Annotated in this window: 10 protein-coding genes, 1 tRNA gene and 1 pseudogene; 8 read left to right on the plus strand and 4 right to left on the minus strand. The window is 74.1% G+C overall.

The genetic code is table 11. The annotated features are described in order from the left end of the window. Positions 1-13 precede the first annotated feature (13 nt). A tRNA-Ser gene (locus tag ABZ937_RS26430) sits at positions 14-100 on the plus strand. Between the two features lie 61 nt (positions 101-161). Here the strand turns inward: ABZ937_RS26430 and ABZ937_RS26435 are convergent. Both ABZ937_RS26435 and ABZ937_RS26440 read right to left on the minus strand, forming a co-directional pair. Continuing rightward, a complete protein-coding gene (locus ABZ937_RS26435; protein ID WP_361695791.1) occupies positions 162-404 on the minus strand; it encodes a hypothetical protein in 243 nt (80 codons plus the stop codon). Between the two features lie 61 nt (positions 405-465). Beyond that, positions 466-1,338: a bifunctional DNA primase/polymerase gene (locus tag ABZ937_RS26440; protein ID WP_361695792.1), complete on the minus strand. Its 873-nt coding sequence runs from the start codon at positions 1,336-1,338 to the stop codon at positions 466-468. Positions 1,339-1,708: 370 nt separating this feature from the next. Between ABZ937_RS26440 and ABZ937_RS26445 the strand changes: the two genes are divergently transcribed. From ABZ937_RS26445 to ABZ937_RS26470, 6 genes are all read left to right on the plus strand, one after another. Then, entirely contained in the window at positions 1,709-2,020 is a 312-nt protein-coding gene (locus ABZ937_RS26445) for a hypothetical protein (RefSeq protein WP_361695793.1), read from the plus strand. Between the two features lie 194 nt (positions 2,021-2,214). Next, positions 2,215-3,150 carry a bifunctional MaoC family dehydratase N-terminal/OB-fold nucleic acid binding domain-containing protein gene (locus tag ABZ937_RS26450; protein ID WP_361695794.1) on the plus strand — a complete coding sequence of 312 codons (936 nt, stop codon included), beginning with the start codon at positions 2,215-2,217 and terminating at the stop codon, positions 3,148-3,150. Beyond that, the gene (locus tag ABZ937_RS26455) at positions 3,147-3,557 is read left to right on the plus strand and encodes a MaoC/PaaZ C-terminal domain-containing protein (protein WP_361695795.1); all 411 of its coding nucleotides are present in this window, start codon (positions 3,147-3,149) and stop codon (positions 3,555-3,557) included. Before ABZ937_RS26450 ends, ABZ937_RS26455 begins: the two co-directional genes overlap by 4 nt. Next, a complete protein-coding gene (locus tag ABZ937_RS26460) occupies positions 3,554-4,720 on the plus strand; it encodes a lipid-transfer protein (protein ID WP_361695796.1) in 1,167 nt (388 codons plus the stop codon). Before ABZ937_RS26455 ends, ABZ937_RS26460 begins: the two co-directional genes overlap by 4 nt. 147 nt (positions 4,721-4,867) lie before the next feature. Then, positions 4,868-5,425 carry a SigE family RNA polymerase sigma factor gene (locus ABZ937_RS26465; RefSeq protein ID WP_361695797.1) on the plus strand — a complete coding sequence of 186 codons (558 nt, stop codon included), beginning with the start codon at positions 4,868-4,870 and terminating at the stop codon, positions 5,423-5,425. 111 nt (positions 5,426-5,536) lie between these two features. Then, positions 5,537-7,192, plus strand: a complete 1,656-nt coding sequence (locus ABZ937_RS26470; protein ID WP_361695798.1) for a long-chain fatty acid--CoA ligase — start codon at positions 5,537-5,539, stop codon at positions 7,190-7,192. Between the two features lie 450 nt (positions 7,193-7,642). On the opposite strand, the gene ABZ937_RS26475 is transcribed toward ABZ937_RS26470, so the two are convergent. Next, positions 7,643-8,857: an MFS transporter gene (locus ABZ937_RS26475; protein WP_361695799.1), complete on the minus strand. Its 1,215-nt coding sequence runs from the start codon at positions 8,855-8,857 to the stop codon at positions 7,643-7,645. A gap of 135 nt (positions 8,858-8,992) precedes the next feature. On the opposite strand from ABZ937_RS26475, the gene ABZ937_RS26480 reads away from it, so the two are divergent. Next, positions 8,993-9,574 (plus strand): TetR family transcriptional regulator, encoded by a 582-nt coding sequence (locus ABZ937_RS26480; RefSeq protein WP_361695800.1) that lies wholly within the window; start codon positions 8,993-8,995, stop codon positions 9,572-9,574. A gap of 8 nt (positions 9,575-9,582) precedes the next feature. Here ABZ937_RS26480 and ABZ937_RS26485 read toward each other — a convergent pair. Then, positions 9,583-11,874, minus strand: a pseudogene (locus tag ABZ937_RS26485) (histidine kinase); the annotation flags it as partial. Between the last annotated feature and the right edge of the window lie 80 nt (positions 11,875-11,954).

Genomic DNA, 11,954 nt, shown 5'->3' on the forward strand with positions numbered 1-11,954 from the left:
TCCGGCGACGCGGGGAGGTGTGCCCGAGCGGCCGAAGGGAACGGTCTTGAAAACCGTCGTGGCAGCGATGTCACCGTGGGTTCAAATCCCACCGCCTCCGCACAGGTCATAGATGTGCGTGTCAGAAGGGGTGCCTCTCACGGAGAGGCACCCCTTCTCGGCTATTCGACGGCCGGATCCTCCTGGGTCTGCCGTACGGCCCGCCGCACGGCCTGCTCCACCTCGTGCGGGTCGGCCCCCGCCGCCTCGGCGTGCGCGGTGACCGCCGCCCGCACCGCCTCCGAGGCCGCGCAGAAGCGGCTCCGCTGCTCCTCGTACGCGTCGCCGGTGAGGCCCGCCAGACGGGCGCGTTCCTCTTCGGCGGAACGTTCCAGTCTGATCAATTCGTCCGGTATGTCTGTCACGATCGGATCGTAAATCGGATCGGCGGAGGCAGCGCGCCACAGCGCCGCCCGGCCGGTCCCCTCAGGGCCGGTGCCTCGTCATCCGGGCCGCCGAGGCGATCGTCGCGCGGGCCTCGCGTTCCGTCAGGCCCGTGTGGAGGGCCGCCTCCGTCAGGGGGGCCGCCAGGGCGGGACCGATGCCGTTCTCGTAGGCGCGGCAGGCCGCCCAGAAGAGGCGGGTGTTGCGCTGGCCCTCGTGCGCGGCGAGGACGAACTGCACCAGGCCGCGGCCGTGGTCGCCGGGGGCCGGCGGGGCCGGGTGGTGGGCGCGGGGCGGGGGCAGCAGGAGGCGGAGCAGGGACGGCGGGCAGGGGGCCGGGGTCAGATGGGCGGTGCCGGGCGCGGTGGCGTAGACGCCGTGGTCGGTGCGGGATCCGGGGCCCACGAGGTAGCCGCCGGCGCCCCGGATGTCGATGCCGGGGGCGAGCCGGCCGGCCGAGTTGGGGACGACCACGTCCGGCGGGCCGGTCAGCCACAGATGGCGGCCCCCGCTCGGGGTGAGCACGACGACGGTCTCCGGGATCGTGAACAGATGGCGCAGGGCCAGTTCGCGCAGGGCGGCCGAGGAGTCCGTGCCGGACTTGGTGTCCAGGTCGACGCCGATCAGGTGGTACGGGGGCAGCCCGCAGGCGATGCCGTAGCCGGTGGCCCAGGGCGCGGCGGCGAACAGTTCGCGGATGCGGAACGGGTCGGTGGAGGCGTCGTACACGCCGTGGCCGAAGCGCCCGCACTCGCCGTGGCAGGGCGGTGCGGAAGGGGCGGGGTCGTCGCGGTGGGGGGAGCGCAGGGCCGGGAGTTTCGTCCGGGACAGGGGGATGACGGCCAGGCCGCGTTCGGCGGCTGACAGGGCGTGTGCGAGGGCCAGCGTCGTGGCCTGCCGGTCGGTGGTGGCCATGCCTCCATGTTCGTACTCATGTTCGAAAAAGGGAAGGGCGGGCCGTGGTGGCGCGCCCGGGTGGGGGAGATTGGCCGGAAAGATGCCGGAACGATTCATCCCTTGTGACCCTTGAGGGGCGGGAAGTCCGTCCTGTGACGGGTCGGGGGTGAAGTGACCAAAGGTGGCGATAGGGGTTTATCGACTTGTCATCACGCTTGCGTGCGAATCGGGGCTTCCAGGGTGGTTCGCCGGGGATTCGCTGGGCAACTCTGGTTGCGCGACGTCGTTCACGAACGGTCGAGGCGGTCGGCCAACCGCCCTGACACAAGCCGCAGTTCACAAACTTCCGGCCCTCGGGCCGCAGAGTGCTTGGTTCTGGAGGAACAACATGGCAAGCATCCGTACCGCCCGCATTCTCGCCGCCGTCTCCGCTCTCCCGCTCGCAGCCGCTCTCTTCACCGGTGTCGCGTCGGCGGACAACGGCGCCCTCGCGGACGACGGATCGAGCTCAGGCGTGGCGGCCGTCCTCGGCAGCGGGGTCGGTGGCGACAACAACGGCAACTCGTCCACCACGAACCAGAACGCGGTCGGCGCCGGCGCCTCGAACCAGAGCAACACCGCGCAGGTCAACGGCTCCGCGTTCACGGCCGTCCAGCAGGGCAACGCCAACGTCGTCGTCGACTTCGACGAGCTCTGGTGAGCCGGGGGCGGGGGCCCTCGTGACGAGGGTGCTCGCGGGGTGTGCTTCAGGGTCGCAACACGTGGGCGCGGCGGTACTCCGGTACCGCCGCGTCGGCGTTTTCCGGCCCGGCCGGCGGGGCCCGGTGACCTTGACACTCCACATCATCTGACGGACAGTCAAAAACTGTCCGATCCCGAGCCGGGGAGTGTGGCGTGAGCGACGATCAGGGGTACGACGAACTGGGCGCGCGGCTCAAGGAGTTCGAGGGGCTGCCCGCGGCCGTCGCCGGCGTCGGCAAGGACCCGGTGAACGCGCCGATGATCCGGCACTGGTGCGAGGCCCTGGGCGACACCAACCCCGCCTACACCGGCCCGGACGCCATCGCCCCGCCCACCATGCTCCAGGCCTGGACGATGGGCGGACTGTCCGGACACCGGGGCCGCACCGGGGCGTACGACGAACTCCTCGGCCTGCTGGACGCGTCGGGCTGCACCTCCGTGGTGGCCACCGACTGCGAGCAGGAGTACCTGCGGCCCCTGCGGCCCGGCGACGAGGTCGTGTTCGACACGGTGATCGAGGAGGTCTCCGGCCGTAAGACGACGAAGCTCGGCACGGGCTACTTCGTCACGACCCGGACGGAGGTACGGGTGGCCGGCGCGCCGGCGGGCACGCACCGCTTCCGCATCCTCAAGTACGCCCCCGCGTCCGGGAAGACCTCCTCCGAGAAGACCGAGTCCCGCCGGCCCCGGGCGTCCCGGCCCCGCCCCGTGGTCAACCGTGACAACGCCGGCTTCTGGCAGGGCGTGGCCGAGCACCGGCTGCTCATCCAGCGCTGCACGGACTGCGGCACCCTGCGCCACCCCTGGCTGCCCGGCTGCAACGCCTGCGGAAGCCCCGGCTGGGACACGGTGGAGGCGAGCGGCGAGGGCACGGTCTACTCGTACGTGGTGCTGCACCACCCGCCCTTCCCGGCCTTCGACCCGCCCTACGCGGTCGGTCTGATCGAACTCGCCGAGGGCGTGCGGATGGTGAGCAACGTGGTCGGGGTGCCGTACGACAAGGTGGGCATCGGGCTGCCGGTGCGGCTCGGCTTCCAGCGGTACGACGAGGAGCTGACGCTGCCGGTGTTCCGGGGGGTGGACCGGTGAGGGCCGGGGACCGGCTGCCGCCGCTGGAGATCCCGGTGACCCGCACGCTGATCGTCGCGGGTGCGCTCGCCTCCCGGGACTACCAGGACGTGCACCACGATCCGGAACTGGCCCGGCACAAGGGCGCGCCGGACATCTTCATGAACATCCTGACGACGAACGGCCTGGTCGGCCGGTACGTCACGGACCACTTCGGCCCGACGGCGGTGCTCCGCAAGGTCGCCATCAGGCTCGGGGCGCCCAACTACCCGGGGGACACCATGGTGCTGACCGGCAGCGTCGAGCGGGTCGACGGCGACACGGCCGTGGTCCGGGTCGTCGGCGCCAACGGCCTCGGCAAGCACGTGACAGGCACGGTGACGGTCACGGTCCCGGTGACGGTCACGGTCCCGGAGGTCACGCCATGAGCCTGCGCTCCCGTGACACCCTCGGCGGACGCGCCGCGATCGCCGGCATCGGCGCCACCGAGTTCTCCAAGGACTCCGGACGCAGCGAACTGCGCCTCGCGGTGGAGGCGGTGCGGGCCGCGCTCGACGACGCGGGCCTCACCCCGGCGGACGTGGACGGCCTGGTGACGTTCACGATGGACACCAGCCCGGAGATCACCGTCGCCCAGGCCTGCGGGATGGGCGAGCTGTCCTTCTTCTCCCGGGTGCACTACGGCGGCGGGGCGGCCTGCGCCACCGTCCAGCAGGCGGCGCTCGCGGTCGCGACGGGCGTGGCCGAGGTGGTGGTCTGCTACCGGGCGTTCAACGAGCGGTCGGGCCGCAGGTTCGGCGCGGGCGTGCAGCACCGGGAGCCGTCGGCGGAGGGCGCGGCGCTCGGCTGGGTGCTTCCCTTCGGGCTGCTCACCCCGGCCTCCTGGGTGGCGATGGCGGCGCAGCGGTATCTGCACACGTACGGGCTGACGCCGGAGGCGTTCGGGCACGTGGCCGTGGTGGACCGCGGGTACGCGGCGACCAACCCGGCCGCCTGGTTCCACGGCCGCCCGATCACGCTGGCCGACCACGCCGCGTCCCGCTGGATCGCTGAGCCGCTGCGCCTGCTGGACTGCTGCCAGGAGACCGACGGCGGCCAGGCGGTCGTCGTCACCTCCCTGGAGCGGGCCCGGGACCTGCCGCGTCCGCCCGCCGTGATCGCCGCGGCGGCCCAGGGCGCCGGCCGGGCACAGGAGCAGATGACCAGCTTCTACCGGGACGACCTGACCGGACTGCCGGAGATGAGCGCGGTGGCCCGCCAGCTGTGGTGCACCTCCGGTCTCCGCCCGGACGACATCGACGTGGGGATCCTGTACGACCACTTCACCCCGTTCGTGCTGATGCAGCTGGAGGAGTTCGGGTTCTGCGGGAAGGGGGAGGCTGCGGACCACGTGGCCGAGCGGAGGCTGCCGCTGAACACGCACGGGGGGCAGCTCGGTGAGGCGTACCTGCACGGCATGAACGGCATCGCGGAGGCGGTCCGCCAGCTGCGCGGCACGGCCGTGAACCAGATACCGGGGGCCCGGCGGACCCTGGTGACGGCCGGCACCGGGGTGCCGACATCGGGGCTGGTCCTGACGGCGGACGGCTGAGACCTCAGGGTTCGACCCGCATACGGGACGGACCCGCGGTCCACCTTCAGGAGGTGGGGGCAGCCCCCTCCCTACAACCTGAGGGGGACTCCGCTTCGGGACCTGCGGCCGATCCGTCGTGGTGGGGGCCGCTCCTAGCGTGGAGGCATGACCACACCCGTCTGCACCAGCGCCTCGGCCGCCGCCGTACCCGGGCGGCAGACCAGCCCCTACTCCTCGTTCGCGTCCTACGTCCGGGCCCGCCAGCCGGTCCTGCTGCGCACCGCCCGCTCGCTGACCGCGAACCCGTGCGATGCTGAGGACCTGCTGCAGACCGCGCTCGCCAAGACCTATGTGGCCTGGGAGCGGATCGAGGACCAGCGGGCGCTCGACGGCTATGTGCGCCGGGCGCTGCTCAACACGCGCACCTCGCAGTGGCGCAAGCGCAGAGTGGACGAGTTCGCCTGCGACGAGCTGCCCGAGCCGGATCCCGTGCCGGGCGACGACGACCCGGCCGAGCGGCAGGCGCTGCACGACGCGATGTGGCGGGCGGTCATGAAGCTGCCGGCCCGTCAGCGGGCGATGGTCGTCCTGCGGTACTACGAGGACCTCAGCGAGGCCCAGACCGCCGAGGTGCTCGGGGTGTCGGTGGGCACGGTGAAGTCGGCGGTGTCGCGGGCGCTGGGCAAGCTGCGCGAGGACCCGGAGCTGGTGCTGGCGCGCTAGCCGCGATTTCCTCACCTCGGTGACGTACCCCCTAGTGACATACCGCGTGGTATGTGCGCAGAATCAGCGCTACCTCTACCACCGCGTAGGCAATGTCGCCAGGAGGACTCCGTGCTGAGCACCATGCAGGACGTACCGCTGCTGATCTCCAGGATCCTGACCCATGGGTCGACGGTTCACGGATCGTCGCGGGTGACCACCTGGACCGGGGAGTCCGAGCCGCACCGGCGCACCTTCGCGGAGGTCGGGACCCGCGCCGCCCAGCTGGCGCACGCCCTGCGGGACGAGCTGGGGGTGACCGGCGACGACCGGGTGGCCACGCTCATGTGGAACAACGCCGAGCACGTCGAGGCGTACTTCGCCATCCCGTCCATGGGCGCGGTGCTGCACACCCTCAACCTGCGACTGCCCGCCGAGCAGCTGGCGTGGGTCGTCGACCACGCCGCCGACAAGGTCGTCATCGTCAACGGCTCGCTGATCCCGCTGCTCGCGCCGCTGCTGCCGAAGCTCTCGACGGTGGAGCACGTCGTCGTCTCCGGCCCCGGCGACCGCGCCCCGCTCGCGGAGGCCGGCGCGCGGGTGCACGAGTACGAGGAGCTGATCGCCGGCCGGCCGACCCGCTACGACTGGCCGGAGCTGGACGAACGCCGGGCCGCGGCCATGTGCTACACCTCCGGCACGACCGGCGACCCCAAGGGCGTGGTCTACAGCCACCGCTCGATCTACCTGCACTCCATGCAGGTCAACATGACCCAGTCGATGGGCCTCACCGACCGGGACACCTCGCTCGTCGTCGTACCGCAGTTCCACGTCAACGCCTGGGGCCTGCCGCACGCCACCTTCATGACCGGCGTCAACATGCTGATGCCGGACCGCTTCCTGCAGCCGGCCCCGATCGCCGAGATGATCGAGCGCGAGCGGCCCACCCACGCGGCGGCCGTCCCGACCATCTGGCAGGGCCTGCTCGGCGAACTCACCGCGCGTCCCCGGGACGTGTCCTCCCTCGGTCAGGTCACCATCGGCGGCTCGGCCTGCCCGCCGTCCCTGATGGCGGCGTTCGACCGGCTCGGCATGCGGGTCTGTCACGCCTGGGGCATGACGGAGACCTCCCCGCTCGGCACGGTCGCCCGCCCGCCGGCCCACGCGGTCGGCGCCGAGGAGGAGTTCGCCTACCGCATGACCCAGGGCCGCTTCCCGGCCGGCGTCGAGGCCCGCCTCACCGGCCCCGACGGCGAGCGCCTGCCCTGGGACGGCGAGTCGGCGGGCGAGCTGGAGGTGCGCGGGCCCTGGATCGCGGGCGCCTACTACAACGGACCCGACGCCGATCCGTTGCGCCCGGCCGACAAGTTCAGCGAGGACGGCTGGCTGAAGACGGGCGACATCGGCACGATCTCCCCCGACGGCTTCCTCACCCTCACCGACCGCGCCAAGGACGTCATCAAGTCCGGCGGCGAGTGGATCTCCTCGGTCGACCTCGAGAACGCCCTGATGTCCCACCCGGACGTCGCCGAGGCCGCCGTGGTCGCCGTACCCGACGAGAAGTGGGGCGAGCGCCCGCTGGCCACGGTCGTCCTCCGGCCGGGCGCCACCGTCGACTTCGAGACCCTGCGCACCTTCCTCGCCGAGGAGGGCAGGATCGCCCGCTGGCAGCTGCCCGAGCGCTGGACGATCGTCGAGTCGGTCCCGAAGACGAGCGTGGGCAAGTTCGACAAGAAGGTACTCCGCCGACAGTACGCGGACGGCCACCTGGAGATCACCCACCTCTGACGAACGGGCGGGCACGTCGCCGCAGCCTGGCCTGGCTCGGCTTCCGCCAGCGTCGCCCCGGCCCGGCCCGGTTCGTCATCAGGGCCGGGCTGACCCCGGGCGTCACCGCCGCCCGGCCCGTCCGGCCTGGCTGTTGAAGTCGCTGTGGTCCGGTCGGCTCTCGTCGTCAGCGCTGCCCGGCCCGGCTTCCGTCAGCGTCGCTCGGAGTGGCGGCCGTCGTCACCTTGGCTCGGCTCGGTGGCTGTCGTCGCCCTGGCTCGGTCCGGCGGCTGTTGTCACCTTGGCTCGGCCCGGTGGCTGTCGTCGCCAGGGCCCGGTCGGCCCCGGGCGTCACCGCCGTCCAGCCAGGCTCTGCCCCGGACGTCCGCCGTCCAGCCAGGCTCTGCCCCGGACGTCCGCCGTCCGGCCAGGCAGGCCGGAGCCGGGCCGGCCCGGACCCGGCCCCAGGGGTCACCGACGCCCGCCCCGGCCCTTCGTCGTTGCCCAGCCCAGGGTCAGCCACAGTGCCGCCACCGCGCACACCCCGGTCCAGCCCCAGTGGCCGAAGGCGGGGCCCGCTGCGGCTGAGGCGAGGGCGCCGCCGGCGAAGCCGGAGACGACGTAGGCCGTGTTGGCGGTGGCCGGTGTGGTGGTCGTCGTCAGGGCCACGGTCTGGTTGGCGACATGGGAGGCGACCAGGGCCGCGTGGATCGCGATCGCGGCGGCGAACAGCGCGACCAGGGCATGCCCGCCGAGCCAGAACAGCGGTACGGAGACAGCGGCCAGCGCATACGCGGTGCCGACGACCCGCGCGGAGCCGAACCGGTCCACCAGGCCGCCCGCCAGCGGCGCCACCGCGGTCGAGGTCAGGCCGAAGAGGCCGAAGAGGCCGGCGGTCGCGGTGGACAGGCCGTACCCGGGACCGGTCAGCAGCAGCGCGAGCGAGGTCCACAGGGCGCTCCAGGCGCCGAACATTCCCGCCTGCCGCAGGCACGCCCGCCACAGGTCGGGCGAGCGGCGCAGCACTCCCGGAAGCTCGGTCATGCCCGAGAACAGCCCGCCCTGCCGCACGCGCCGTTCGGCCGGCAGGGCCAGGGCGGTGGCCAGCCCCAGCGCGAGGGTCAGCGCGGCGGACCCGGCGAACACCCAGCGCCAGCCGTAGGCCTGCCCGGCGAGACCGCCGAGGACGCGGGCCGCGACGATGCCGGTGAACAGCCCGGCGATGACGGCGGCGACATGCCGGGCACGCCGGTCGGCCGGGGCGCGCGCGGCGACCAGCGGGACGAGCAGCTGCGGTACGACGGTGGCCGCGGCGGCGACGAACACGGCGGCGGCGAGGGCCGCGGTGCCCGGGGCCACGGCGGCGACGAGCAGTGCCACCGCGGTGGACACGGAGAGTCCGCCGACGAGCGGGCGGCGGTTCACCCGGTCGCCGAGCGGCGCGAAGAAGAGGAGGCCGGCCGCGTAGCCGAGCTGGGCGACCGAGGCGATCCAGGCCACGGCTGAGGGGACGGTGCCGAAGTCGTGGGCGATCAGGGGGAGCAGCGGGGCCGCGAGGTAGATGTTGGCGGCCGTGACGGCGGTGCAGACCGCGATGAGCAGGAGGAAGAGGGTGCCGGAGGCGGGCCGCTCGCGGGCGGGGACCCGTACCTCGGAGGCCTGGCGGGTGGTGGTCACTGACGGCATGAGCGGTCGTACTCCTTAGCGCCTACTCATACAACTAACTAGTTGGTTATAAGCCTCCAACGCGTACGCCGTCCCGTGCATTCCATCGGCAACCAAACAGTTGGTTAGCTCCCCGCGCGCCCTTACCCTGTCCCCATGGCAGCAGTGAGGGACCCCGAGGCCACCAAGGCCCGCATCTTCGAGGCGGCGGTCGCCGAGTTCGCCCGGCACGGCATCGCGGGCGCCCGCATCGACCGCATCGCCACCGAGGCCAAGGCCAACAAGCAGCTGATCTACGCCTACTTCGGCAACAAGGCGGAGCTGTTCAGCCAGGTCCTCGGCCGGTGCATGGTCGACCTGGCCGGAGCCGTACCCGTCGACCCCGACGACATCGACGGCTGGGTCGACCGCCTCCTCGACTACCACGCCGCCCACCCCGAACTGCTGCGCCTGCTCTTCTGGGAGGGCATCGAGTACGGCAGCGCCGAACTGCCCGACGAGGCGGCCCGCCAGGACCACTACGCCCGCAAGGTCGCCGCGATCGAGGACGGCCAGAGCCGGGGCGTCATCACGGACGCCATCCCGGCCGGCGACCTGCTGATCCTGCTCACCGCGCTGACCAACTGGATGACCGTGGTCCCGCAGATGCGGCGCATCCTCGCCGGCGCCGAGGCCGGCGACCAGGACCGTCTGCGGGCCTCCATCAAGGAGGCGGCCCGCAGACTGGTCGCCCGCTAGAACGCGGGCTAGTTCGTGCCGACCCGGGCCAGCAGGTCCACGATCCGGCTCTGCACCTCGCCGCTGGTGGACCGCTCCGCGAGGAACAGCACCGTCTCGCCCGAGGCCAGCCGGGGCAGGTCGGCCTGGTCGACGGCGGCGGTGTAGACGACCAGCGGGGTGCGGTTGAGCTGGCCGTTCGCCCGCAGCCAGTCCACGATCCCGGCCCGCCGGTGGTGCACCTGCAGCAGGTCCATCACCACCAGGTTCGGCCGGAACTGCCCCGCCAGCGTCACCGCGTCGTTGTCGCTCGCGGCCCGCGCCACCTGCATCCCGCGCCGCTCCAGCGTCGAGGTCAGCGCCAGCGCGATCTCCGCGTGCTCCTCGATCAGCAGCACCCGCGGCGGATGCTGCTCGCTGTCCCGGGGCGCCAGCGCCTTCAGCAGTACGGCGGGGTCGGCGCCGTACGCCGCCTCGCGCGTCGCCTGCCCGAGCCCGGCCGTGACCAGCACCGGCACCTCGGCGGCCACGGCGGCCTGGCGCAGCGACTGCAGCGCCGTCCGCGTGATGGGCCCGGTCAGCGGGTCCACGAACAGCGCGGCGGGGAAGGCCGCGATCTGCGCGTCGACCTCCTCGCGCGAGTGCACGATGACCGGCCGGTAGCCACGGTCGCTGAGCGCCTGCTGCGTCGTCACGTCCGGCGCGGGCCACACCAGCAGCCGGCGCGGGTTGTCCAGCGGCTCCGGGGGCAGCTCGTCGTCCATCGGCTGCGGACGCGGGGTGTCCGCCACCTCCACGGCCCCGCCGGGACCGTCCAGCGGCTCCGGCCCCTCGGCCGCGTCGGGCTCCGGGGCGCCTATGGCGTACGACCGTCCGGCCCCCTCGGTGCCCGGGGCCGTCCGGGGCTGCCCGCCGAGCGAGGGCTGCGGCCCGGCTGCCTGGCCGGCCTGCACGGCCTGCGGTACCGACGGCTGCCCGGCGAGCGCGGGCTGCGCGGGCGCCGGTTCGGCGGCCGGGTGCGGCCGGGCCGCCTGGTCCGGCTGCGGCTCCGGGCGGGTGGCCGGGTCGGGGGGCGTGCCCAGCTTGCGCCGGCGGCCCGAACCGCCCGGCGCGTGCGGCGGCGGGGTCGCCGTCGGCTGCTGCACCTGGGCGGCCTGCCGGGCGAACGGCACGCCCTGCCCGAGCGTGCGCACGCTGATCGCCCGCCCCTGCGTCGAGTCCGGGTCGAGCGGCATGCCGCCGGCCTCGGCGGGCAACGGCTGCGCGGCCCGCTGCGGGGTGCCGGCAGCGGCTGCTCCGGGGGTCGGGGTTCCGGTGGCCGGGGTGCCGGCAGCGGGGACGGGTGTCCCCGCGCCAGAGGTGTCGCCGGCGTTCGGCCACTGCTGCGGGACACCGGCAGCGGGGACGCCGCCGGGCAGCACCGGCACGGCCTGGGCGCCCTGCGCCTCCGCGGGCACCTGCCCGGTCCCCGCCTCGGCGGGCAACGGCAGCGCACCCGGGACCGCCACCGGAGTACCGGTGGGCAGAGTGCCCGGCTGTGCTCCGGGAGCGGGCTGCGGGGCGCTGCCCTGGGCGGGTACCGCCGGAGCCTGCTGGGCCGGCGCGACGGGCACGGGCTGCGCCGGGGTGCCCTGGGCCGGCGTGGCCGAGGCCGGTGCCGCCGGGGCGGGCGCGGGCTGACCGGCCGTGCCCTGCGCGGGCACGGCGACCTGGGGTACGGCTGCCGGCCGCTGGGCACCGGGCCCCGCCGGCACGGCCGCCTGGGCCGCGGCGGGCACGGGCTGCCCGGCGGGCGCCACGGCACCGGCCTGGACGGGGATGCCCTGCCCGGCCGTGCCCTGCGCCGGAACGCTGGGCGCCGGGGTCCCCTGACCGGGAGCCGTCGGCACCGGGACGGGCTGTGGCGGGGTCGGTCCGGACGCCACCGCCTGGGCGCCCTCGGCCGGCTGGGCCACGGCACGGCGCCGCCGGCCGGTCGGGGCACTGGTGGGATGCGGCTGCGGCGGGGTGTGGTCCTCGCCCTGGTCGAGCGGTACGGCGTCGTGCCGGCCGTCGTCCCCGTGGACGCCCTCGGCGGGCGCCTGCGGCCGGCCGGGCACCGGCCCGGCACCGGCAGGCGGGACGTCGGCGGGGACGGCACCGCCCGGCGGGACGGGAGTACCGGCGTCCGGGGCCGCGGGCGCACCGGCACCCGGAGCCACCGGCACGGCCGCGCCGCCCGCCGGGTCCGCGGTCGCCGGGGACCGGTCGGCGTCGGCCGGCGGCAGGGCGAAGACCGTACGCGCGCCGCTTGCCTCCTGCGCGGCGGCACGCTCCAGGGACTCCTTCCAGTAGTACATGTCCGCGGCAGAGAAGGGCGACGACGAGGCCGGTCACGGCGGGGTCCTGGCCGACCACGGCT

This window comes from Streptomyces sp. NPDC046727, from assembly GCF_040645635.1.
Lineage (GTDB): Bacteria > Actinomycetota > Actinomycetes > Streptomycetales > Streptomycetaceae > Streptomyces.

Excerpts from the sequence above, each read along its gene's own strand:
- ABZ937_RS26445 (WP_361695793.1), top strand. The coding sequence starts at position 1,709 with ATGGCAAGCATCCGTACCGCCCGCATTCTCGCCGCCGTCTCCGCTCTC.
- ABZ937_RS26480 (WP_361695800.1), top strand. The coding sequence starts at position 8,993 with ATGGCAGCAGTGAGGGACCCCGAGGCCACCAAGGCCCGCATCTTCGAG.
- ABZ937_RS26475 (WP_361695799.1), bottom strand. The coding sequence starts at position 8,857 with ATGCCGTCAGTGACCACCACCCGCCAGGCCTCCGAGGTACGGGTCCCC.
- ABZ937_RS26440 (WP_361695792.1), bottom strand. The coding sequence starts at position 1,338 with ATGGCCACCACCGACCGGCAGGCCACGACGCTGGCCCTCGCACACGCC.
- ABZ937_RS26465 (WP_361695797.1), top strand. The coding sequence starts at position 4,868 with ATGACCACACCCGTCTGCACCAGCGCCTCGGCCGCCGCCGTACCCGGG.
- ABZ937_RS26460 (WP_361695796.1), top strand. The coding sequence starts at position 3,554 with ATGAGCCTGCGCTCCCGTGACACCCTCGGCGGACGCGCCGCGATCGCC.